The following is a 22,099-nucleotide window of genomic DNA, read 5'->3' on the forward strand; positions in this document are numbered from 1 at the left end:
TGCCATTTATTTACGGAGCGAAACTGCAAACACGCCCCTTAAAGCATTACTTAAGCGGATTTCTTCCGCATTTTCCAACATAGAACGCGTGATGCGGGTTTCTTTGATTGTATCCGCACCTAAAAGCTGAGGCTGCTTCAATACCGCTTGGCGCATCACTCCGTTCAAAATATCCAAATCCAAAGACGGCGTAAGCCATTGTCCCTGATATTTGATAAACACATTGCTTCTTCCGCCCTCCAACAACAGGCCGTCTGAATTGAAAAACAAGGTGTCAAATGCGCCCTGCCCTTCTGCCGTTTTCCACGCCTGGTCAAAAATTTCACGGCGCGTGGTTTTGAAACGGCGCAGATAATCGCGTTGGCTTAATGTGTGCTCACTCAAGATGACGTATTGTTGTTCACTCAATTCAGAAACAGCCGCATGGCTCAATGCAAGGCCATCTGAAAACAAGGCGGCTTTGACTCTAAACAACCCTTTTGGCAACGCATCTATATAATGTTGGATTTGCTCTATTGCATTTTGAGGCCAAGGCAGGTTAAGCGCTTGCGCCGAGCTGTTCAGACGGCCCAAATGCAAATCAAGCAAACGGCATTGTTTGTCTTCCACGCGCATGGTTTCAAAAATACCAAAATCAGGCCGTAATTCATTGAGAAAACGCGCCTTCCAACCGCACTCGCGATATTCGGCCTCCGGATCGCTATCAATCACAATCCCCGAACCCACACCATAAACACCTTGATAAAGGCCGTCTGAAACCGGCTTCAGAGATAAAGTGCGGATCACGACATTAAACACGCCTTCAAACCCCAAACCCGTATCACACGGATGCAAAAAGCCGATGCTGCCTGTGTACAAACCGCGCGGTTCGGATTCAAGGGACTCAATAATCTGCATACTCATGCGTTTGGGTGCGCCGGTGATACTGCCGCACGGGAAGGCTGCGCGGAGAATATCGGCAACCGAAACATCAGCCAGCGCCTGCGCTTCGATGGCACTGGTCATCTGCCAAACACTGCCGAAACGGGAAACTTTAAACGGTTCAGGTACACGTACTTTGCCCGTTTGCGCGATTTTGCCGAGGTCATTGCGCAACAAATCGACAATCATCACATTTTCGGCGCGGTTTTTCGGGTCGTTTTGCAACTCAACCGCACGGCGTTCATCTTGTCCATCGTAAAGAATCGGCGCAGTGCCCTTCATCGGCTCAGTTGTAATCAGGCCGTCTGAATCAATTTTGAGGAAAAGTTCGGGAGAGAAACACAAAGTCCACGCTTCCTGCCCTGCCCCGTCGGGCAGACAAGACAAAACGGCATACGGCACAGGCTGGCGCAAGCGGCTGTAAAGTTGAATCGGATTGCCGTAAGTTTGCAGGTGCAGACGTGCGGTGTAATTGATTTGATAGGTGTCGCCGCGGCGGATGGCTTCGTGGATTTGACGGATATGCTCGAGATAATCGGCTTCGGATACGGAGAATCGGGGAGTGGAAATACCTGCCTCAAGGCCGTCTGAATGATTGGCCAGCCAGTTTTCGGCATCGATTTCGGAATAATCGGCAAACCAATGCAAACGCAGACTGCCACTGCGGCCAGACGGAATATCCATCAGCGGCAACCCGAATTCGTAGTCTGCAAACAACACTGCATGCAAACCCTTTTTCCAGCCGGCTTGCAAAATACTTGTTAACGAATCCAGTTCGTTATGATAAAACCGATGGCTTTCTACATGATTTTGATAGAGTTTTGCTCGGCCGCTCACGGCATCGTCAAACAGGGCGAAATAAGGCATGATTGCTGTACAAATAGGCTGATTATACGCTGCTTTTACATAAGTTAGCAGACAAATTCAAAAAAAGCACTCAAATGTAATTTTATGTAGTCGAACGAGGCATAAAAGGGTAGAATCAAACCATACCACACTATATCATTTAAAACTTAATCGATAAGGAGACTTTATGGCAGACCACCAATTAGAACCGTTCGAGAATGTTGAACTGGGCGAGAAACAAGACCAGCTGCAAGTATTCGAAAAGGCTGTTTTGGAACACGAAGGACGCGGCACTGACGAAGATTCCGGCAGCGCACCGCTTCCTGCCAACTACCCGTACAAACAACGTATGCGTCGCTCTGTTTACGAAAAAGAAAAACAGAAGCTGCAAATCGAATTATTGAAAGTACAAAGCTGGGTTAAAGATTCCGGTCAGCGTATCGTCAGCCTGTTTGAAGGCCGCGACGCAGCCGGTAAAGGCGGTACCATCAAACGCTTCATGGAACACCTGAATCCGCGTGGCGCGCGCGTGGTTGCTTTGGAGAAACCAACCACTACCGAACGCGGCCAATGGTATTTCCAACGCTACATCCAAAACCTGCCGACCGCAGGCGAAATGGTATTCTTCGACCGCTCATGGTACAACCGTGCCGGCGTAGAACGCGTAATGGGCTTCTGCGAACCTAACGAATACCTGCTTTTCATGCGTCAAACCCCTGAATTGGAACGTATGCTTGTTGCCAGCGGCATCCATCTGTTCAAATTCTGGTTCTCCGTATCCCGTGAAGAACAACTCCGTCGCTTCATCTCCCGTCGTGATGACCCGCTGAAACACTGGAAACTGTCTCCAGTGGATATCCAGTCGCTCGACCGCTGGGACGACTACACCGAAGCCAAAAACGCCATGTTCTTCCACACCCACACCGGCGACGCGCCTTGGGTCATCATCCGTTCCGACGACAAAAAACGTGCACGTTTGAACTGTATCCGCTACTTCCTGCATCAGCTGGACTATCCGGGCAAAGACGTGAAAGCCATCGGTAAAGTGGACGAAAAAATTGTTTTGGTTCCCGATACACGTCATAAAGAAAAAACTGTCGATCTCGGACACGATTAATTTGTAACATTACCAAAGGCCGTCTGAAATTTCATCTTTCAGACGGCCTTTTCTTAATCCTCGCGATTCCAGTACGTTTTTTGTGCGAATACCAATTTATTGTCAGTGAATTTCACGCTGTCCAAATTCAATGCCCAAACATCGCTTTTTATCACTCGAGCAGCAGGATGCGCTTTGTAATACAAAGACTGCGCCGCTTTCAAATCCGCTTCATCCTCAATCAAAGCGGCAGTCGCCGCAAACTGAATGCCGCTGATTTTCGTGATGCTGTCAGGCTGTCCGGCAATAGTACCGGCTACTTTGGCTGACCGGCTCATCATTCCGCCATGTTTCGTTTTCAAAGATGTCAGCACAATCAATCGGGCATTTGCCTCATCAAATACATAAAAACAGCAAGCCGCCCAAACTTCGCCCTCTTCCGCAGCAGCAATACTGACGACATGATGATTGCTCAAAAACTTCACTATATTGGCAGGAATCGTTTGCATGGTTTTTATCTTCATTCTCAGTCGTAACTTATACTCAGGCCGTCTGAAACATCAGCCCTGCCAGCGCGGCACATCGTTTTGAATGATGCCGAACAAGTCCAAAGCATGGGAGACACTGTGTGTAATCATATCTTCAATGGATTCGGGCTTCTGATATAAAGCCGGAACGGGAGGAAACACAATGCCGCCCATCTCTGTCACGCGGCGCATATTTTCAATGTGCGCCAAGTTTAACGGCGCTTCACGCACCATCAACACCAGCTTGCGCCGCTCTTTCAACGTTACATCCGCCGCACGGCTGAGCAAATTATCGGCAAATCCATGAGCAACCGAAGCCAAGGTTTTCATTGAACACGGCGCAATCAACATTCCATCTGTCAAAAACGATCCACTGGCAATACTTGCCCCGACATTACGGACGGAATGCACGACATCCGCCAAAGCATAAACATCTTCTTTGGTGTAATCCGTTTCCAAAGCGCGGGTCATCTCCGCCCCTTGCGAAACCACCAAATGCGTTTCTACCTGATGCTCACGCAAAAGCTGCAAAGCTTTCACGCCATACTGAAAACCGCTGGCACCGCTGATGCCGACAACCAAACGCTTCATTGTATTTCCCTGTCTCAGCCTAAAGATATAGTAGATTAAATTTAAACCAGTACGGCGTTGCCTCGCCTTGCCGTACTATCTGTACTGTCTGCGGCTTCGTCGCCTTGTCCTGATTTAAATTTAATCCACTATAAATGAAAGGCAGATTCTCAAGACGAAAAAATAACCGCTAAAAAGCGGTTAGATTTTCTAATGTGGTGCCGACAGCGAGATTTGAACTCGCACAGCCTACGGCCACTACCCCCTCAAGATAGCGTGTCTACCAATTCCACCATGTCGGCATAAATCAAATTGTCTTACTGCTGCTGAGGATTCGGTGCAACAGGAGTTGTATTGTTTTGTGCAGGCGTTGCAGGCTTAGGAGCTTGCTGGGTCTGCTTCACATCGCTGAAGTCTAAACCGTGCTTATTGGAGTGGGTGTGAATATACACCATCGCCATGCAGGTCGCAAAGAAAAATGTTGCGGCAATGGCAGTCGAGCGGCTGAGGAAGTTGGCGTTACCGGCAGAACCGAATACGCCTTGCGCGCTACCGCTGCCGGAACCAAATGTTGCACCGGCATCCGCACCTTTACCGTGTTGCAGCAATACTAACACGATTACGAATAGAGCGGAAATAATATTAATAATCCAGATAAGGGTTTTAAAGGCTTCCATATGTTTTCTACGAGGCTTGTGCTGCGTTGATGATGGCGGTAAAGGAGTCATAGGATAATGACGCGCCACCAACCAATGCGCCGTCTACATGAGGTACTGCGAAGATGTCGGCTGCGTTATCCGCTTTCACACTTCCGCCGTAAAGAACGCGGATTTTAACATCGCTTCCGCACAAAGACAAGATTTCTTTGTAAATAAATGCGTGCATGTCGGCGATTTGTTCGACGGTAGCGACTTTGCCTGTACCAATCGCCCAAACCGGCTCGTAGGCAACGGCGATGTTTTTGGTGTCCAAACCTTGCAGGATGGAAAGCTGGTGGGCAATGACTTCGTGTTCTTTACCGGCTTCGCGCTCTTCCAGACTTTCGCCGACGCACAACAATGGAATCAGGCCGACGTTGAGGACGTTTTCCATTTTGCGGCGTTGAATTTCGTTTTTCTCGCCGAAATAAAGGCTGCGCTCGGAGTGGCCGATGAGGACGATGTCTGTACCGATGTCGGCAAGCATTTCGGCGGATACTTCGCCGGTGTACGCGCCGTTATTCGGGAAACGGCTCACGTCTTGCGCACAGGTCAAGATGCGGTTGTTCAAAACAATCTGCATGGCGTTGTGCAGTTGCAACAGATAAACGGTCGGAGCGGCCAGGCCGATTAACACGCGTTCTGCGGTTGGCATGACACGGAAGCGGTGCATAAGCGCATTGTTGTTTTGGAGTCGGCCGTTCATTTTCCAGTTGCCGATAACCCATTTTTGGTCCCACATTCCGATTTGGTGATACATCTTTATTGCTCCGTGTGTTGGTTGTTGCTTGTTGTAGCGTCGTGTAATGTGAAAGTTTAGTGGATATATGTGCGCTTGGCAATTATTAACAAGCCTCTGGGCCGTCTGAAAGATGGCACACTCTCCAACAAGGATTTATAATGTATGCTTCGATAAAATTAAGAATTAAACGGAGCACAAATATGGACTTTGAAAAAGCGCGTTTCAATATGGTTGAACAGCAGATTCGTCCGTGGGATGTCTTGGACTTCGACATTTTGGATGCTTTGGAGGAGATCGGGCGCGAACATTTTGTCGGCGAGGCTTTTCAAGGTTTGGCCTATGCGGATATGGAGCTGCCGTTAACCAACGGCCATAAGATGTTGGAACCCAAAGTCGTTGCCCGCCTGGCTCAAGGTTTGAAACTGAAAAAAGACGAAACCGTCTTAGAAATCGGTACAGGCTCAGGCTATGCAACCGCCCTGCTGTCCAAACTGGCCGGCAAAGTCGTCACTGACGACATCGATGCCGAGCAGCAGCAACACGCCAAAAAAGTTTTGGACGAATTAGGCTTTGCCAACGTCGATTATGTGCAAAACAACGGCCTGACCGAAGCATCACAAGGCGCTCCTTTTGATGCGATTTATGTGGGCGGCGCAGTAGACAGCGTACCTGAAATTCTGAAAGAGCAACTGAAAGACGGCGGCCGCATGGTGGTCATCGTTGGCCGCAAACCGGTACAACGCGCGCTTTTGCTGACGCGCAACGGCAATGAGTTTTCCGAAAAGGTATTGTTCGACACCGTCGTGGCACACTTGGAAGACAAATCGGCCAATCCGTTCGGCGATTTCGATTTTTAAACAATAGGCCGTCTGAAAGTTCAGACGGCCTCATACTTTCATACCCGACCCTATGACCGACATCATCCAACTCTCGCCCACCGAATTGAAACAATGGCAGGACGAAGGCCGCGCATTTCATCTGCTCGACGTCCGCACCGATGAAGAACGCGCCATCTGCACCCTGCCCGCTGCCATTCACATCCCGATGAACCTCATCCCCCTGCGCCAAAACGAGCTGCCCGACGACGATTTGCCCATCGTCGTTTACTGCCACCACGGCATCCGCAGCCTGCACACAGCAATGTATTTGGAAGACGCCGGATTTGAAAACCTCTACAACCTGCAAGGCGGTATTGATGCTTGGGCAATGCAGGTTGACAGCAAAATGATGCGATATTGAATCGGTTTTATCAATAAAAGGCCGTCTGAAACTGGATTTCAGACGGCCTTTTTCAAACCTTTCTGCTTACACTTGTAAGCTAGCGACAAACTGCTGTACGGCCGGCACAGCCAAAATCAACAGCAATACCAATACGGCTTTTTCCATACGGTTGAACTGACAATTTCCGTAGTGTTTCTTTTGCGAATAGAAAAACAGTAATACGCCGGGCAAATAGAGCAAGACTGAAAGCAGCAAATATTCCGTGCCTGCCGCATAGACAATCCAAGCCGCATAAAGCGTTGCTGCCGCGCCGATAAGACGGTATTTCGCCGCGGCCTTTTGTGTCAGCGATAATTTGAGCAGATATGCACCAATTAACAAATATGGTATCAAAATCATGGAAGTCGATACCATCAGCAAGGCAGAATAATCCTCGCCTTTTAACCACACCAGCAATAGGCAAAACTGCACGGTCAAGGTGGTAAACATCAATGAACCCTGCGGCACTTCGTTTTTATTCAACGGGATAAACGATTTTGGAAATGCGCCGTTTCTCGCACCCATGTGCGGAATCTCGGTCGCATACAGCGTCCAGCTTAAATAAGACGACAGCACAGACACAATCAGGCAGGAAGAAATCAACACTTTACCCCAAGAGCCGACCATGTGCGCCAACACGCCCGCCATAGACGGATTAGCCATTGCTGCAATATCCGCACGAGGCAAAATGCCTTGAGCCAAGACGGTAATTGCCACATACATGGCCAGCGTCAAGCTGACGCCGATAATGGTTGCTCGACCGACATCAGCACGACTTCGCGCATGCTTGGACAAAACCGCCGCACCCTCAATACCGGTAAACACCCACAGCGTAATCAGCATTGTGTTTTTCACCTGCGTCATCAGGCTGACATCAGGATTTTCAGGCGTAGCAAGGCTCGCCCCTGTCCAATCGGACATAAACACTTCGGTTTGAAAGAAATAGGCTGCCATACCAATAAATAAAATCAGCGGAAATACTTTGACTGCCATCGCAATCAGGTTCACTCCTGCCGCTTCTTTAATACCGCGCACCACCAACCAGTAAATCAGCCACACAATTACTGATTCTCCAACAAAAGCAGCAAATGTGTTGCCTTTGCCGAAAATCACGTTGTCCGGCGTATCGACAAATCCGCCTACTGCTTCAAACGCAACCACCAAATAGCCGACAATACCGACCGTGGTGCAAAGCCAATAGCCCCACGCCGAGAAAAAACCCATCAAATCGCCGAAGCCGTCGCGGGCGTACGTATAAATACCGCCATCCAATTCGGGCTTAAGTTTGGACAAGGCCGAAAATGACAGGCCGAGGAAGATAATGCCCACACCGGTAATCAGCCAACCCAACAGCAAAGCCTGCGAACCTGCAACGGCAGCCATATTCTGCGGCAGGCTGAAAATACCCGAACCAATCATGGAACTGATAACCAAGGCCGTCAGCGCGGCCAAGCCGATTTGAGATTTTTGCGACATATTTATTCCTGATTTTTATCATTATGTGTTTGTGAAGCGACGGCATTACCGGCTTTTTTAGCCTGTTCTAACCGTATCAAAATATTATGCAGCTGCTTTCAGACGGCCTTAAATCCTTGCGCCAACGCACGGATATGTTCAGGTGCGATACCGCAGCACCCGCCGATGATTTCAGCACCCAAATCCGCCCATTGTCTCGCCCATGCCAAATAATTTTTCGGCGTGGCATCGGAGCGAATCGGATCCAAACCGTCGTTGGCCTCGTTCATCTGACCTTGTACCGGTTCAAATGCATTGGCGTACACACCCAGTTTCAGACGGCCTTGGGCTTCATGTGCCACTTTCAAAGCTTCTGCCATTACTTCAGGCTGACTGCAATTGAACAACATTGCCGCCGCACCTATTTCTACCGCGAAATCCGCCGCCTCGTGCACGGTTTCTCCCGAACGCAACACCGGTACATCATGCGGCATCGTATCTTCCAAAGTAAACGATACCCAAAACGGCTTACCGTCATCAGGCAGACTGCTGCGCCAGAAACGCGCTTCTTCCAAGCTGGATACGGTTTCTGCCAACCAAATATCAGCAAACGGCATCAAACCCGATATTAAAGGGCGCGCCAAAGCAGGTGCGACTTGTTTGTCAAACAAGTCAGGGCGGTAAGAACCGAATAACGGCGGCAGGCTTGCGGCTACTTTTGCAGTAGTCCCGCTTTGTTCCACCGCTTCACGCGCTAAACGGCCGGAAAGCCTTGCCCATTCGGCAGCTTGAGCATCAAAGCGCTCCTGCCCGATATGAAACGGAACAAGCGCATAACTGTTGGTCGTAATCACCTGTGCGCCTGCGCGAAGAAAGTCCAAATGCGTTTCGCGTACAATCTCCGGTGTTTCCATCAAAGCCAAAGCAGACCATTCCGGCTGACGAAACGGTGCGCCACGCCGATGCAGTTCACGCCCCATTCCGCCGTCTAAAATCGTTACCGTCATGATCGACCTCCAATGATGAATTTTTAAAATCGCCATTCTACGCTTTTTTAACTCCTTACCTTTAATCTATGAAAAACTAAACTTATGCAGTTTCGTTATATAAAAGGCCGTCTGAAGCAGGATTTCAGACGGCCTTTACGATTATTTCACAAACCGTGCATCTGCCATAAACGGCCGTGTAGCGGCTGGTTTAGCGGAATAGAAGCGGGAGAACGTGCTGTCGATTTTGGTCTGTATCGGCTTACCGTCCAATGTTGCCGATGCTTCCAATTTCACACCACCGCCACTGGTTTCGCCTAATTTCATATTTGGCAACGTCAGTTTGGCAATATTGAGTTTCACATTTCCCACTTTGGTATCGGGGGACATCAGCTGCTTACCGACCGGACGGATTTTTTCACCCTCATCATGAGGCGCGGCACCACCGTTGTCGTCAACCACGCCGATATTAATCAATCTGGCAGACGCCAAATCCATCTTGCCGTTTTTGACCGGAATACCGACAAACAGTTTTACGCCGCGATGAATGAACGTATTGTCCCGCCACTGAGTTTGGCCCTCTTTCGGCGGTTTGGTTTCTGCCGCCACCGAATAAGTGCGGCCCATAATCATCAATTTATAACCTGGAATTTTTTTCGAACCGAATCCATCAGTGATATCTTCGACCAGTTGCGGCGCAGTCAGGGTTTCGTTTGCCAAAATACGGGCTGAAGTTTCTGCCAAATGGGCAGGCTTACCGTCTATAGTCAATGCCTGTTCATGGCCAAAATCAGATGCAAATGCAGGCACGGCGGCTAGCGCGGCGGCCAATGCCAGAATACGGATGGTTTTCATTGCAGACTCCTGATAAAAATGTAATTGGGTTGATTACCCGATAAAATCCGGGCGATATTGATAGGAATCAGTATTTTTATACAAATGATACAGATTATCAAGAGTATTTAGTTTTCAAAATAAAAAAAGGCCGTCTGAAATCCAGTTTCAGACGGCCTTTTCAATCTACTTAAACCTTCTATCAGCCTGTAAAGCGTTTGAATACCAATGTGCCGTTGGTACCGCCAAAGCCGAAGGAATTGGAGATGGCAACGTCGATTTTCGCATCGCGTGCTTCGTTGGCGCAGTAGTCCAAATCGCAACCGGCTTCAACGTCTTGTTCAAAGATGTTGATGGTCGGTGGAGATTTCTGCTCGTGTACCGCCAACACGCTATACAACGCTTCCACGCCGCCGGCCGCGCCGAGCAAGTGGCCGGTCATGGATTTGGTGGAGTTAACGATGACTTTGCGCGCATGATCGCCCAAAGCGCGTTTAATGGCTTTGGTTTCGTTGGCATCGCCCAAAGGAGTCGATGTACCGTGTGCGTTGACGTAATCAACGTCTTCAGGATTCAGGCCGGCATCTTTCAGGGCGCGGGTAACGGCCAATGCAGGGCCTTCTTCGTTAGGCGCGGTAATGTGGTAAGCATCGGAGCTCATACCGAAGCCGACGATTTCGGCGTAAATTTTCGCACCGCGTTTTTTCGCGTGTTCCAATTCTTCCAACACCAGCACGCCAGCGCCTTCGCCAATAACGAAACCGTCACGGCCTTTGTCCCACGGACGGGAAGCGGTAGCAGGGTCGTCGTTGCGGGTGGAAAGTGCCTTCATGGCGGCAAAACCGCCGACGCCCAAAGTGCTGATCGCGCCTTCTGCGCCACCGGCAATCATAACGTCTGCGTCGCCGTATTTAATCAATCGTGCAGAGTCGCCGATGGAGTGTGCGCCGGTTGTACAGGCAGAAACCATGCCGTAACTCGGGCCGCGGTAGCCTTTGAGAATGGTGACATGGCCGGAAATCAGGTTAATCAGCGAGCCTGGGATAAAGAAAGGATTGATTTTGCGCGCGCCGCCTTCGATGACGGCTTTACCGGTCGCTTCAATGCTCGGTAGGCCGCCGATACCGGAGCCGATATTGACACCGACGCGGTCTTTGTCGAGGGTTTCCAAATCGTCCAAGCCTGAATCATTAATGGCCTGCAGGGCGGCGGCAATACCGTAGTGGATGAACACGTCCATACGGCGCGCTTCTTTCGCGCTGATGTATTGGCCGATGTCGAAATCGCGCACTTCGCCGGCGATTTGGCTGTTGATGTCGGATGCGTCAAAGCGGGTAATCCGTCCGATGCCGCTTTTGCCTGCGAGCAGATTGCTCCATGCGGTGGCGACGTCGTTGCCGACCGGTGATACTTGGCCAAGACCTGTGATGACTACTCTTCTCTGACTCATGATAATCTCGCTGTTGGTTGTCGGGATTTTCGCGGCAGCCTTGCTCTTTTTCTTCGTGAAAACGGGCAAAACTCATGCCGTCTGAAATTTCAGGGGTTTAATAATAAGGTAAAAGCCTCTATTGCGATGGCGCAGCAGAGGCTGGATGTTTGGTGCGACCGATTAGCCTTGGTGGGCGTTGATGTAGTCGATAGCCAATTGTACGGTAGTGATTTTTTCAGCGTCTTCGTCAGGGATTTCGCAGCCGAAAGCTTCTTCCAAAGCCATCACCAGTTCTACGGTGTCCAGAGAGTCAGCACCCAAATCGTCTTGGAAAGAAGATTCGTTTTTCACTTCGGCTTCGTTTACGCCCAGTTGTTCAGCAACAATTTTTTTAACTTGTTGTTCGATGTTTGACATGTCAGTCGTTCCTTTTCGCCTTGCGGCAGGTTGTTTAAGGGAAATAATTCGTCGGTATTGTACCGAATTCGGATAGAGTTTTCCATCTAATCCTGCATTTTAGCACAGATTATTCTGGAAAAACCTGTTGTTGCGCATATTAGCATATGCTGATTTTAACCTACAAGCAGGAATTTGTTTTTGTTACGTATTAACATTAACATTATTAAAAACAAGGGGCTGTACTAGATTAGCAGATATGTTACCCTCGAAATATGAAGATAACTCACTGCAAATTAAAGAAAAAAAGTACAGAAAGAACTGCTTCGTTTTTTTGTACTCGAAGTTACCGCCCGTTCTGCCGCCGATATTTTGGGTATCCATCCCAATTCGGCAGCACTGTTCTACCGTAAAATCCGCATGGTTATCAACTATCATTTGGCCTTGGCTGCCGATGAGGTTTTTGAGGGCTCTGTCGAACTGGACGAAAGCTATTTCGGCGGACGGCGTAAAGGCAGACGTGGTCGCGGTGCGGCAGGAAAAGTGGTTGTCTTCGGCATTCTGAAACGCAACGGACGGGTCTATACCGTTGTGGTGGATAATGCCAAGTCTGAAACGTTACTCCCTGTCATCAAAAAGAAAATCATGCCGGACAGTATTGTTTATACCGATAGTCTGAGTAGCTACGACAAGTTGGACGTGAGCGGTTTCATCCATTACCGCATCAACCATTCCAAGGAATTTGCCGACCGTCAGAACCACATTAACGGCATTGAGAATTTTTGGAATCAGGCAAAACGTGTCTTGCGAAAATACAACGGAATCGATCGCAAATCTTTCCCGTTGTTCTTGAAAGAATGCGAATTTCGATTTAACTTCGGCACACCGTCCCGGCAGCTAAAAATCCTGCAAAAATGGTGTGAAATTTAGGGCTAATCTACTAGTACAGCCCCTTAAAAAATTTTGATGGCGGTTGCTGCTGAAAAAGTAGAAATTGGATTTGAGAGAAGGTTTTTGCATATGCTGGTTTCGTGAAGGCCTACGCAGGATCAGCGTTGTCAGCGTTTTCATGTGTATGCTAACCTTCTGCAAGGTATCTGCTTAATCATATTTGAAATCAGTATTAAAGCATAATTATCAGTATCCGAAATTCCAGTTAATTAAATATTCAGAGACAATCGTTAAGATTGATTTAAGGATGAAAATGCAAGACCAAGAAAACATTAAAAACCAAGAAGAACAAGAAAATCAGCCAAAAGAAGACAATGGTGCCATGACCAAGTTGCAAGATGTGTTCAATCTTGCGCATGACCAGGCCCATCCCGATAAAATTGATGCCGTCATCCGCGCCAATACTCGGGTGTCCGGAACCAATATGTGGGTATTGATGTTTGCCATTGCCGTGGCGAGTATCGGTCTAAATGTAAACAGCACGGCGGTAGTGATCGGCGCGATGTTGATTTCGCCGTTGATGGGGCCGATTGTAGGTATGGGTTACGGTTTGGCGGTAGGGGATACTGCGCTGATCCGTCAAGCCGTGCGCAATATTATTATATTCGTCGTCATCAGCTTGATTACCGCTACGTTGTATTTCCTGTTAACCCCGCTTAAAGAGGCGCAAAGCGAGCTTTTGGCGCGTACTCAGCCGACCCTTTGGGATGTGTTGATTGCCTTCTTCGGCGGTAGTGCGGGTATTGTGGCGCTGACTCGAAAAGAAGGAGGCAATGCCATACCGGGTGTGGCGATTGCTACCGCATTGATGCCGCCCCTGTGTACTGCGGGCTACGGACTGGCACATGGCAACTGGCACTACTTTCTCGGTGCTTCATATCTTTTTGCCATCAACTGCGTGTTCATCGCTTTTTCGACCTTGTTGTTTTCCAAGCTGCTCAAGCTGCCGCGCAGGGGGTTGGTAACGGAATCCAAACGCCGGTTGCAAAGCATCATTATTACTGCCGTCGTGTTGGCTGTGATGATTCCGAGCGGCTATATGGCATCAGGACTGGTGCGTCAGGAGATCTTCAACACCAGAGCCAATGCTGCCATTGCCACTGCGAAGCAACAGGAAGGTTTTTTCGTGCTGCGTAAGATGTTGAACCATAGAGAAAATAAAGTCAGTCTGGTTGTCAATGGAACGGGCAATGCCGAGAAAATTTCCGCCTTGCTCGTGAAAAGCCTTGAAGCGTCAGGTGTGAAAGAGCCGAAGGTCAACGTGGTCTATGCGGGAGGGGACAATGCCAAAATCGAAGAATTGCTGGCAAGCCAAAACAACCCGGTTCAGCAGCAAAATGAGCTGAAAGAGCAACAGGCCTATATCGATACCGTACTGGCAGGCAAAGCCTCCGATATCGACGATGCAGCGGTACTTAAGGAATTAAAAGCCCAATATCCGGAAGCGGAAAAAATCGTTGTCGGACGCGGCTTGGCTTGGGATAAAGCGCAAACAACGCCTGTTTCCGAACAGTCTGAAAGCCAAAAAAACGCAGAACCGAAGACAGATACATATGACGATATCGTCGTTGTCTCTCTCGAATTGGAGCAGCCACTACCTGCCAAAGATTACGAGCGGATACAGGCGTGGTTACGCCAGCGTTATGAGGGTAAGGTAGTGAGCATATTGCAAACGCACAAGTCTCAGACAGATAAACCGTCTCAGACAGATAAACCGTCTAACGAATAATCGCCTTCAGGCTTTATCCATTTCCGAGAAATCATTGATTGTTCCTAGTACACCAAATCCGCCTCAAACACGCCTCTCAAGGCGTTGGAGAGGCGGATTTTTTCTGCGCGTTCGAGCATGTCGCGGGTGATGTGTGTTTCGATGATGGTGTCCGCGCCCAAGTAAGTTTGCAGCTGCTGCAACACGGCTTGGCGCATGATGCCGTTGAGGATATCCAAATCCAGAGACGGGGTGAGACGGGTGTTTTTGTGCATGTTCATGTTTCAGTATTCTCCTGGAAATACTGTAAACAACGCTACTAGTTTCTACAGCATCGAGTTGATAACGTTCGCCCACACCGGCAAGGTTTTCTGCATCCAAGGACGAGTTTGAGTTTCTCAAAGTCGATTTGGTCTTCGCAAAAGACTTCGGGAAAGATTTGTTTGAGTTTTAATATATTGTTTTGTTTGGAATTATTTTCTAAATCGTGTATAATTTTTCGGTTCGGTTGCCATAATTGCGTCTTCCATCAATGATCACTTACAAAGTGTCCATTTTATCGGGATATGTTGAAAGTTAAAAGAAAAGAAGGCCGTCTGAAAAACTTTAATATTCGTTTTCAGACGGCCTTCTTTTCACTTGCCGAAACAAGAGTATTTTGTTTCTCAACTTTACAAAACAGTCAGTCCTGCTGCTTGCTTCTACCCTAAAAACTCTTTCAAAAACAGCAATACGCAGGTAAGTTCGTCGGCGGATTCGCGTTGCGTGCCGTTACCGGTATGACCGCCGCCGTCGGGCGAGTAGAGCCAAGATTGCGGCGAGGTTTCGCGCAGTTTGGCGTAGAACTTGAGCGCGTGGGCGGGGTGGACGCGGTCGTCGCTGAGGCTGGTGGTAATGAGCGCAGGCGGATAATCGATGCCGTCTGAAAGATTGTGATACGGTGACAATTCGCCCAGCCAGCGTTTGCAGACTTCGTATTTCTGCGGATTGCCGTATTCGTCCGTCCAGCTTGAACCGGCGGATAGAAGCGGATAACGGATCATGTCGGTCAGCGGCACTTCGCACACCAGCGCTCCGATGCTTTGCGGTTCGCGCACGAAGGCGGCGGCGGTAATCAGGCCGCCGTTGCTGCCGCCCTGCAAACCGATGTGTTTGGGTGAACTCATGCCGCGTTCGGACAAATCGCGTACGACTGCCAATAAATCATCAACGCTTTTATGTTTGCTGATTCCCTGCGCCGCCTGATGCCAGCGCGGGCCAAATTCGCCACCGCCGCGGATGTTCGCCAACACAAAGGCATTGCCCTCTTCCAGCCAATATTTGCCGACACTGCCGAGATAATGCGGCAATTCGGGAATGCCGAAACCGCCGTAGGCATAAACCAAAGTCGGCGTGTCGGGCGTGGTGTTTTTACCGACGTGGAAATAAGGAATGCGCTCGCCATCGGCCGAAGTCGTCCAAAACTGCTGCACGTTGATGCCGTCTGAATCGAACTGCTGCGGCTGACGGCGCATGACGGTCAGTTCCATCACGTTCAAATCCAATGCAAACAGCGTCAGCGGCGTGGTGAAATCGCTGGCAGCAAGGTAAACCACGTCGCCGCCCCACGGTTGGTCGGTCATTTCCAACGCGCCCGAGGGCAGGCGCGGCAGTTCGACTTCCTGCCATTTACCGTCGCTAAAGCGCCATGCTTTCAGACGGCCTTGTACGTTCTCCAGCAGGCTCGCCACGACAAAACGCTTGGTCGTTTCCACGCTTTCCAATGCCTGCGTTTCATCGGGCGCAAACAAAAGCTGCGCCGCGCCCAATTCGCCACGGTTTAATTTTACTGCCACCAATGCGCCGCTCGGATAGCTTTGGTTCGCGCGATTCCAGTCTTTGCGCAGCGTCAGCAAAAGATGTCCGGCCAGATAGCCGACCACGTCGCAATCGTTGGGCAGGTTTAACGGTTTTGCCTCGCCTTCGGCCGACACCTGCAAATAGGTTTTGGTGTAAAAACCGTCCGACGCTTCAATCAAATCAATCGGCGAACCTTGCGGATCGAGATAACGCCACGCGTTCACCATCATGCCGTCTTCGGCAATTTGATACACAGGCAGGCTTTCCTCGAAACTCTTGCCGCGTTCCACCAGCCATACTTCGCGCGGATAGCCCGATTCGGTCAACTGGCGTTCATCCCAAGCCGGACACACCCACACGCTGTTTTCATCGCGCCACGACACATGGTTTTTGCCTGCCGGAAAGTGAAAACCGCCTTCTACCAACTCCCCTGCTTCCAAATCCACTTCCAGCGTGTACGCCGTATCGCCACCCGATTTACTCAGTGTTAACAGCGCGCGGTTGGGCTTTTCCACCAAGTGCGACACGCCGCCTAGATATACATTGTCGCCGAGCAATTCATCGAAATCCGCCACTGAAAACAGGATTTTCCACTCGGGATAGCCGGAACGGTAAGTCGCTGCGGTACACACGCGGTACACGCCCTTCGGATATTCTGCATCCTGATGGAAATGGTACATCCGCGCACGGTGTTCCTGACAAAACGGAATCTGCCGCGTGTCCTGCAACTGCACCAAAATCCCGTCGGACAATGCGCGCGCTTTGTCGTTTTCTAAAAAACGGGCACGCGTTTCGACATGCGCCGCGGCGGCAAAATCTTGCGTTTCGGGAGATTCGAGGTTTTCAAAATGGAGATAGGAATCGGGGTAAGATTTCATAGGAAAAGGCCGGCTGAAAGATTGGGAAACGGAATTATAACGGCAAAATCAAAAAAGGCCGTCTGAAACCTGCATTTCAGACGGCCTGAGACATTATTCAATTTAACGTCCGTATATTTTCCACAAACCTTCCTGCAAACCAAATGCAGGCTCGCCGTCTTGCGGCTGGGTACGGACATAGCTGCCGTCAGGCTGCATCAGCCAAGCCTGGGTATTGTCTTCCAAAGCCATTTCCAAACCTTCGCGGATCACGCGTTCTTTGAGTTCGGGCGTAGTAATCGGCGTGGCGACTTCAATGCGGCGGAAGAAGTTGCGACCCATCCAGTCGGCGCTGGAGATAAAGGTATCGTCTGCACCATTGTTATGGAAGCAATACACGCGCGAGTGTTCGAGTTGGCGGCCGATGATGGAGCGGACGCGGATGTTTTCGGACAAGCCTTTTACACCCGGGCGCAAAGTACACATACCGCGCACAATCAGGTCGATTTGCACGCCTGCCGCGCTGGCTTGATACAGCGCATCAATCACGCTCGGCTCGATGAGGGAGTTCATCTTGGCGGTAATCCGCGCCGGTTTGCCTGCTTTGGCGTGTTCAGTTTCCTGCTTGATGCGGTCGATAACCATTTTGTGCAGGGTAAACGGGCTTTGATAGAGCTTGTTCAGACGACCTGGCTTGCCCAAGCCTGTGATTTCCATAAACAAAGTATTCACATCGGCAGTGATTTGTTCGTCGGCGGTGATGATGCCGAAGTCGGTGTAGATGCGCGATGTGCCTTGGTGGTAGTTACCGGTACCGAGGTGGGCATAACGCTTGAGCACGCCGTCTTCGCGACGGATAACCAAAGCCATTTTGGCGTGGACTTTGTAGCCGAATACGCCGTACACGACGTGCGCGCCCGCCTCTTCGAGCTGTTTCGCCCAGTTGACGTTGTTGGCCTCGTCAAAACGCGCCATCAGTTCGACCACGACGGTAACTTGCTTACCCGCCAGTGCGGCCTTCATCAATGCGCGCACAAGCTCGGAATTGCTGCCGGTACGATAAATGGTCATTTTGACGGCCAACACATCCGGATCGGCTGCGGCCTCGCGTATCATTTGGACAACCGGATCAAACGACTGATACGGGTGGTGCAACAAAATCGGCGACTGTTTAACCAGTTTGAACACGGAACCGTTTTTGCGCAAGGCTTTCAGACGGCCTGCGTTGCGCGGCGGAAACTTCAAATCCGGCCTGTCCACCAAATCGGGAACGGCATTGAGACGCACCAAATTGACCGGCCCTTTGACCTGATACAGCTCGGCAGAAGTCAGCTTGAACTGGGCAAGCAGGAAGTCGTGAATATGCGCCGGACAAGTATCCGCCACTTCCAAGCGCACGCCGTCGCCGTATTCGCGGTCGTGCAATTCGTTTTGAATCGCGGCACGCAGGTTTTTCAAATCTTCTTCATCAACCGTCAAATCACTATCGCGCGTGAGGCGGAACTGATGGCAGTCTTTAACCTTCATGCCGGGGAAAAGTTTGCCGACATGGGCGTGCAAAATCGAAGACAAGAACACAAAGCCTGCATCGCCGCCGCAAATTTCAGACGGCATGGGGACGACGCGCGGCAAAATGCGCGGAGCCTGCACAATCGCCATCCCGGACGGACGGCCGAACGCATCCGTGCCTTCGAGTTCGACGGCGAAATTAAGCGATTTGTTTAACGGGCGAGGGAACGGGTGTGACGGATCAAGGCCGATGGGCGTGAGAATGGGCAACAGCTCGTTGTCAAAATAATTTTCAATCCATTTTTTCTGCGCGGCCGTCCATTTGTGGCGGCGATAAAAATGAATACCGGCGCGACTGAGTGCAGGCTGCAATACTTTGTTAAACAGATCGTACTGCTCGCGAATCAAGGCCTGTGCCTCTTTTGCCACCGCTTCGATGGTTTCGGCCGCGGTTTTGCCGTTGTCGAGCGGCTGATGCGGGCGCAATTTGTTTTCGCGTTTCAACCACGCCATGCGCACTTCAAAAAATTCGTCCAAATTGGAAGACACGATGCACAAAAAACGCAAACGCTCCAACAAAGGAACTTTCGTATCCTGCACCTGAGCCAGTACACGGCGGTTAAACGCCAACAGGCTGAGTTCTCGGCAGAGAATGCGGTTTTGCTCGGGCATAGTTCACTCCTGAAACATCGGTCATTAAGACTATCAAGTATAACGTTTTGACGCTGTTCCGTCAGGTTTCAGACGGCCTTGACAGAAAACCTTATCCCTATTTGAGGCAAGACAAAGGGTTATCCGTTTTTTTCTATGCCGAAACAGCGGTTTTTGCTATAATGCGCAGTTTAATGCAACCGCAATACCACTGCTAAAGGATAAGAAAATGGGCTTTTTGCAAGGCAAAAAAATTCTGATTACCGGCATGATCTCCGAGCGTTCCATCGCTTACGGCATCGCCAAAGCCTGCCGCGAACAAGGCGCGGAATTGGCATTTACTTATGTTGTCGACAAACTGGAAGAGCGCGTCCGTAAAATGGCGGCCGAACTCGGCTCCGAACTCGTGTTCCGCTGCGACGTTGCCAGCGACGACGAAATCAACCAAGTTTTCGTTGACTTGGGCAAACACTGGGACGGCCTCGACGGTTTGGTGCACGCCATCGCGTTTGCCCCGAAAGAAGCTTTGAGCGGCGACTTCCTCGACAGCATCAGCCGCGAAGCGTTCAACACTGCTCACGAAATCTCCGCATACAGCCTGCCTGCGCTGGCAAAAGCCGCCCGTCCGATGATGCAGGGCCGCAACGCCGCAATCGTTGCCCTGAGCTACTTAGGCGCCGTTCGTGCCATTCCTAACTACAACGTTATGGGCATGGCCAAAGCCAGCCTCGAAGCCGGCATCCGCTTCACTGCCGCCTGCCTGGGCAAAGAAGGCATCCGCTGCAACGGCATCTCCGCAGGCCCGATCAAAACCCTGGCTGCTTCCGGCATCGCCGATTTAAGCAAACTCTTAGGCCACGTCGCTTCCCACAACCCATTGGGCCGCAACGTGACCACCGAAGAAGTCGGCAACACCGCCGCCTTCCTCTTGTCCAACCTCGCTTCCGGCATTACCGGCGAGATTACCTACGTTGACGGCGGTTACAGCATCAATGCGCTGAACGACGAAGAGAACTAAACAGTTTTCACGCCAAACGCACTTTCATGCTGAAAGTGCGTTTTTTATGGCCGTTACATTATGGTTTGAATAACTGCATGACAAAAAAGGCCGTCTGAAAGTCAAATACGGATACGAAACATTACCTTTACAGGCTTTCAATGATTATGTTTTCAACATTATTATATTATCATTCTACCTCGATTTGAAATTTCGATAGAGCATTGATTCTAAAGATAACATTCATATTATCTGATACTTAGCCACGGATAAAAAGTGGTGCAAAAAAGTAACAAAAAAAATTCAGACGGCCTATTTTTCATACAGAAGGCATAGAAGCAGGGCATTTTTAGCATAAAATACAAAATTTAACACTATTGAATTTTTCTTAACCGATAAAGCGTTAATATGCCTGCCGATTTATTGAATCACATCTGATTTTGACTCAAACACATACAGGAGATTAATTATGTCAATCGCTTCAGAATTTAAAGAATTTATTATGCGTGGCAACGTTGTCGACCTCGCAGTCGGTATGGTTGTCGGTACAGCATTCAGCGGCATCGTCAAATCATTGGTTGACGATGTAATCATGCCTCCTATCGGTCTGCTGATCGGCGGCGTTGATTTCTCCAACCTGTTCATTACCCTGAAAGACGGCGCACAAGCCGCTCCTGCAGAAGGTTACGCCAACCTGGCAGCCGCTCAAGCAGCCGGTGCCGTTACCCTGAACATCGGTCTGTTCATCAACACTGTAATCAGCTTCCTGATCATCGCCGCTGCCATCTTCTGCGTGGTTAAAGCCATCAACTCCTTGAAAAAAACCGACGCTCCTGCTGAAGAAGCACCGGCAGAGCCTAGCGAAGAAGTTCTGTTGTTGCGCGAAATCCGTGACTCTCTGAACAAAAAATAATCACAATACCTAAACATACACACACAAACCAAGGCCGTCTGAAACCATTTCAGACGGCCTTTTCTAACTCCATCGCTCTGACATAGTTGGCTGTTTAAGAAAAACTACAAGCAGCTATCCTTCATTTATTTATAGAAACCTTGCTTACGACCTCATTATTTTTACCCAATAGATAAAGGAAATTATCATTTACCTCTAATTTACCAAGGTAAACGCCATAATCCATTTCATGAGCAGGACAGGTTTTAATCAAATGACGAATACTCTTGTCTTTATTTTCAATATTCCAAAACAAGTCAACTTTATCGATCTGATGTTCCACTTGAATGGAAAAAGTGGTGGATTGAATCTTCTTCTTTTTCCATACCCAACTATTTTCATAATGGTTTCTCTCTATTTCATTCACTACATCCCCAAGTAAGCAGAATGGAATAGAAAGCTTATGAAATACACGGTTTGCCCCTTCGACTAAGGCAGCCAAGAGCATCTTTTTCTTATCAACAGGATCTAAAGCTTCATAGGTACAAAAATCAAATGGAACCTGAACAGTATAGACACCAAGTAAGTTTATGATACAAGGATTGCAGACCTTATCCATGCATTCTATGATGATTTTCCAACAATCCTTAGTTGGAACAGGCTTGAAGAGTCGCTCCAACATAGATGTCATACACTTCGATTCATATACAAACGCTTTTCTACGGCATTTCCAATTTTGATTGTAGTCCTCTATCCTGGCCTCCTCGTATCTTAATGAAGCTGAGTCCATCAACTCCTCGATCCTTTGGCGATTTTCCACATAAGGTCTATCTAATTCAAAATATCTTAACTTCATATTCATACTTCCATGATCTTATTTTTTATACAGGACCAACCCTATGTAAAGGCTAAGTCTTTCAAGGTAGCAATGA

Annotated in this window: 20 protein-coding genes, 1 tRNA gene and 2 pseudogenes; 7 read left to right on the forward strand and 16 right to left on the reverse strand. The window is 49.4% G+C overall.

All coding sequences use genetic code 11. The annotated features are described in order from the left end of the window. Positions 1–6 precede the first annotated feature (6 nt). Entirely contained in the window at positions 7–1,788 is a 1,782-nt protein-coding gene (locus HMPREF2871_RS05600; protein WP_049344985.1) for a bifunctional chorismate-binding protein/class IV aminotransferase, read from the reverse strand. Positions 1,789–1,954: 166 nt separating this feature from the next. Between HMPREF2871_RS05600 and ppk2 the strand changes: the two genes are divergently transcribed. Beyond that, entirely contained in the window at positions 1,955–2,884 is a 930-nt protein-coding gene (ppk2, locus tag HMPREF2871_RS05605; protein WP_049344984.1) for a polyphosphate kinase 2, read from the forward strand. Between the two features lie 53 nt (positions 2,885–2,937). Here ppk2 and HMPREF2871_RS05610 read toward each other — a convergent pair whose 3' ends face one another. From HMPREF2871_RS05610 to tpiA, 6 genes and pseudogenes are all read right to left on the reverse strand, one after another. After that, on the reverse strand, positions 2,938–3,372 hold the full coding sequence (locus HMPREF2871_RS05610) for a PNPOx family protein (protein ID WP_049345016.1): 435 nt from the start codon (positions 3,370–3,372) through the stop codon (positions 2,938–2,940). Positions 3,373–3,423: 51 nt separating this feature from the next. Then, on the reverse strand, positions 3,424–3,981 hold the full coding sequence (locus HMPREF2871_RS05615; RefSeq protein WP_004464450.1) for a UbiX family flavin prenyltransferase: 558 nt from the start codon (positions 3,979–3,981) through the stop codon (positions 3,424–3,426). Positions 3,982–4,003: 22 nt separating this feature from the next. Beyond that, a pseudogene (locus tag HMPREF2871_RS11960) lies at positions 4,004–4,114 on the reverse strand (IS5/IS1182 family transposase); the annotation flags it as partial. Positions 4,115–4,176: 62 nt separating this feature from the next. Beyond that, positions 4,177–4,262, reverse strand: a tRNA-Leu gene (locus tag HMPREF2871_RS05620). A gap of 15 nt (positions 4,263–4,277) precedes the next feature. Beyond that, positions 4,278–4,637: a preprotein translocase subunit SecG gene (secG, locus tag HMPREF2871_RS05625; protein ID WP_049344983.1), complete on the reverse strand. Its 360-nt coding sequence runs from the start codon at positions 4,635–4,637 to the stop codon at positions 4,278–4,280. A gap of 7 nt (positions 4,638–4,644) precedes the next feature. Further along, positions 4,645–5,418: a triose-phosphate isomerase gene (gene tpiA, locus HMPREF2871_RS05630; protein ID WP_049331716.1), complete on the reverse strand. Its 774-nt coding sequence runs from the start codon at positions 5,416–5,418 to the stop codon at positions 4,645–4,647. Between the two features lie 182 nt (positions 5,419–5,600). Here tpiA and HMPREF2871_RS05635 point away from each other — a divergent pair, with 182 nt between their 5' ends. Both HMPREF2871_RS05635 and HMPREF2871_RS05640 read left to right on the forward strand, forming a co-directional pair. Then, a complete protein-coding gene (locus HMPREF2871_RS05635; protein ID WP_049344982.1) occupies positions 5,601–6,257 on the forward strand; it encodes a protein-L-isoaspartate O-methyltransferase family protein in 657 nt (218 codons plus the stop codon). Positions 6,258–6,309: 52 nt separating this feature from the next. Continuing rightward, the gene (locus tag HMPREF2871_RS05640) at positions 6,310–6,639 is read left to right on the forward strand and encodes a rhodanese-like domain-containing protein (RefSeq protein ID WP_003679997.1); all 330 of its coding nucleotides are present in this window, start codon (positions 6,310–6,312) and stop codon (positions 6,637–6,639) included. Between the two features lie 66 nt (positions 6,640–6,705). Here the strand turns inward: HMPREF2871_RS05640 and HMPREF2871_RS05645 are convergent, their stop codons facing one another. The 5 genes from HMPREF2871_RS05645 to acpP all read right to left on the reverse strand — a co-directional run bounded on the left by HMPREF2871_RS05645 (position 6,706) and on the right by acpP (position 11,784). Further along, complete coding sequence (locus tag HMPREF2871_RS05645; RefSeq protein ID WP_049336020.1) at positions 6,706–8,136, reverse strand: basic amino acid/polyamine antiporter; 1,431 nt, start codon at positions 8,134–8,136, stop codon at positions 6,706–6,708. Between the two features lie 98 nt (positions 8,137–8,234). Next, positions 8,235–9,122 (reverse strand): homocysteine S-methyltransferase family protein, encoded by an 888-nt coding sequence (locus HMPREF2871_RS05650; protein WP_039861922.1) that lies wholly within the window; start codon positions 9,120–9,122, stop codon positions 8,235–8,237. Between the two features lie 141 nt (positions 9,123–9,263). After that, positions 9,264–9,956, reverse strand: a complete 693-nt coding sequence (locus HMPREF2871_RS05655) for a hypothetical protein (RefSeq protein ID WP_039861873.1) — start codon at positions 9,954–9,956, stop codon at positions 9,264–9,266. A 181-nt stretch (positions 9,957–10,137) separates the two neighbouring features. Continuing rightward, the gene (fabF, locus tag HMPREF2871_RS05660; protein ID WP_049336023.1) at positions 10,138–11,385 is read right to left on the reverse strand and encodes a beta-ketoacyl-ACP synthase II; all 1,248 of its coding nucleotides are present in this window, start codon (positions 11,383–11,385) and stop codon (positions 10,138–10,140) included. A 162-nt stretch (positions 11,386–11,547) separates the two neighbouring features. Then, on the reverse strand, positions 11,548–11,784 hold the full coding sequence (gene acpP / locus HMPREF2871_RS05665) for an acyl carrier protein (protein WP_003679644.1): 237 nt from the start codon (positions 11,782–11,784) through the stop codon (positions 11,548–11,550). A 254-nt stretch (positions 11,785–12,038) separates the two neighbouring features. Here acpP and HMPREF2871_RS05670 point away from each other — a divergent pair. Together HMPREF2871_RS05670 and HMPREF2871_RS05675 are read left to right on the forward strand one after the other, a co-directional pair. Then, a pseudogene (locus HMPREF2871_RS05670) lies at positions 12,039–12,693 on the forward strand (IS1595 family transposase). Between the two features lie 274 nt (positions 12,694–12,967). Next, positions 12,968–14,443 (forward strand): DUF389 domain-containing protein, encoded by a 1,476-nt coding sequence (locus tag HMPREF2871_RS05675; RefSeq protein ID WP_049344980.1) that lies wholly within the window; start codon positions 12,968–12,970, stop codon positions 14,441–14,443. 44 nt (positions 14,444–14,487) lie between these two features. Here HMPREF2871_RS05675 and HMPREF2871_RS05680 read toward each other — a convergent pair whose 3' ends face one another. The 3 genes from HMPREF2871_RS05680 to ppk1 all read right to left on the reverse strand — a co-directional run bounded on the left by HMPREF2871_RS05680 (position 14,488) and on the right by ppk1 (position 19,299). Beyond that, on the reverse strand, positions 14,488–14,703 hold the full coding sequence (locus tag HMPREF2871_RS05680) for an aminotransferase class IV (protein WP_207798647.1): 216 nt from the start codon (positions 14,701–14,703) through the stop codon (positions 14,488–14,490). 420 nt (positions 14,704–15,123) lie between these two features. Then, positions 15,124–17,139: a prolyl oligopeptidase family serine peptidase gene (locus HMPREF2871_RS05685; protein WP_070629690.1), complete on the reverse strand. Its 2,016-nt coding sequence runs from the start codon at positions 17,137–17,139 to the stop codon at positions 15,124–15,126. Between the two features lie 102 nt (positions 17,140–17,241). After that, complete coding sequence (gene ppk1, locus HMPREF2871_RS05690; RefSeq protein ID WP_070629691.1) at positions 17,242–19,299, reverse strand: polyphosphate kinase 1; 2,058 nt, start codon at positions 19,297–19,299, stop codon at positions 17,242–17,244. A gap of 208 nt (positions 19,300–19,507) precedes the next feature. Here ppk1 and fabI point away from each other — a divergent pair, with 208 nt between their 5' ends. After that, the gene (fabI, locus tag HMPREF2871_RS05695) at positions 19,508–20,296 is read left to right on the forward strand and encodes an enoyl-ACP reductase FabI (protein WP_049344977.1); all 789 of its coding nucleotides are present in this window, start codon (positions 19,508–19,510) and stop codon (positions 20,294–20,296) included. Between the two features lie 448 nt (positions 20,297–20,744). Then, positions 20,745–21,188, forward strand: a complete 444-nt coding sequence (gene mscL / locus HMPREF2871_RS05700) for a large conductance mechanosensitive channel protein MscL (RefSeq protein ID WP_049335827.1) — start codon at positions 20,745–20,747, stop codon at positions 21,186–21,188. 121 nt (positions 21,189–21,309) lie between these two features. On the opposite strand, the gene HMPREF2871_RS05705 is transcribed toward mscL, so the two are convergent. Beyond that, positions 21,310–22,029, reverse strand: coding sequence for a hypothetical protein (locus HMPREF2871_RS05705; protein ID WP_199900426.1), 720 nt, complete (start codon positions 22,027–22,029; stop codon positions 21,310–21,312). Positions 22,030–22,099: the final 70 nt, after the last annotated feature.

This window comes from Neisseria sp. HMSC067G12, from assembly GCF_001812725.1.
Taxonomy (GTDB): domain Bacteria; phylum Pseudomonadota; class Gammaproteobacteria; order Burkholderiales; family Neisseriaceae; genus Neisseria; species Neisseria perflava.

Excerpts from the sequence above, each read along its gene's own strand:
- secG (WP_049344983.1), bottom strand. The coding sequence starts at position 4,637 with ATGGAAGCCTTTAAAACCCTTATCTGGATTATTAATATTATTTCCGCT.
- mscL (WP_049335827.1), top strand. The coding sequence starts at position 20,745 with ATGTCAATCGCTTCAGAATTTAAAGAATTTATTATGCGTGGCAACGTT.
- HMPREF2871_RS05675 (WP_049344980.1), top strand. The coding sequence starts at position 12,968 with ATGCAAGACCAAGAAAACATTAAAAACCAAGAAGAACAAGAAAATCAG.
- HMPREF2871_RS05610 (WP_049345016.1), bottom strand. The coding sequence starts at position 3,372 with ATGCAAACGATTCCTGCCAATATAGTGAAGTTTTTGAGCAATCATCAT.
- HMPREF2871_RS05645 (WP_049336020.1), bottom strand. The coding sequence starts at position 8,136 with ATGTCGCAAAAATCTCAAATCGGCTTGGCCGCGCTGACGGCCTTGGTT.
- fabI (WP_049344977.1), top strand. The coding sequence starts at position 19,508 with ATGGGCTTTTTGCAAGGCAAAAAAATTCTGATTACCGGCATGATCTCC.
- fabF (WP_049336023.1), bottom strand. The coding sequence starts at position 11,385 with ATGAGTCAGAGAAGAGTAGTCATCACAGGTCTTGGCCAAGTATCACCG.
- acpP (WP_003679644.1), bottom strand. The coding sequence starts at position 11,784 with ATGTCAAACATCGAACAACAAGTTAAAAAAATTGTTGCTGAACAACTG.
- HMPREF2871_RS05600 (WP_049344985.1), bottom strand. The coding sequence starts at position 1,788 with ATGCCTTATTTCGCCCTGTTTGACGATGCCGTGAGCGGCCGAGCAAAA.
- tpiA (WP_049331716.1), bottom strand. The coding sequence starts at position 5,418 with ATGTATCACCAAATCGGAATGTGGGACCAAAAATGGGTTATCGGCAAC.
- ppk1 (WP_070629691.1), bottom strand. The coding sequence starts at position 19,299 with ATGCCCGAGCAAAACCGCATTCTCTGCCGAGAACTCAGCCTGTTGGCG.
- HMPREF2871_RS05640 (WP_003679997.1), top strand. The coding sequence starts at position 6,310 with ATGACCGACATCATCCAACTCTCGCCCACCGAATTGAAACAATGGCAG.
- HMPREF2871_RS05655 (WP_039861873.1), bottom strand. The coding sequence starts at position 9,956 with ATGAAAACCATCCGTATTCTGGCATTGGCCGCCGCGCTAGCCGCCGTG.
- HMPREF2871_RS05685 (WP_070629690.1), bottom strand. The coding sequence starts at position 17,139 with ATGAAATCTTACCCCGATTCCTATCTCCATTTTGAAAACCTCGAATCT.
- HMPREF2871_RS05680 (WP_207798647.1), bottom strand. The coding sequence starts at position 14,703 with ATGAACATGCACAAAAACACCCGTCTCACCCCGTCTCTGGATTTGGAT.
- HMPREF2871_RS05615 (WP_004464450.1), bottom strand. The coding sequence starts at position 3,981 with ATGAAGCGTTTGGTTGTCGGCATCAGCGGTGCCAGCGGTTTTCAGTAT.
- HMPREF2871_RS05635 (WP_049344982.1), top strand. The coding sequence starts at position 5,601 with ATGGACTTTGAAAAAGCGCGTTTCAATATGGTTGAACAGCAGATTCGT.
- HMPREF2871_RS05650 (WP_039861922.1), bottom strand. The coding sequence starts at position 9,122 with ATGACGGTAACGATTTTAGACGGCGGAATGGGGCGTGAACTGCATCGG.
- HMPREF2871_RS05705 (WP_199900426.1), bottom strand. The coding sequence starts at position 22,029 with ATGAATATGAAGTTAAGATATTTTGAATTAGATAGACCTTATGTGGAA.
- ppk2 (WP_049344984.1), top strand. The coding sequence starts at position 1,955 with ATGGCAGACCACCAATTAGAACCGTTCGAGAATGTTGAACTGGGCGAG.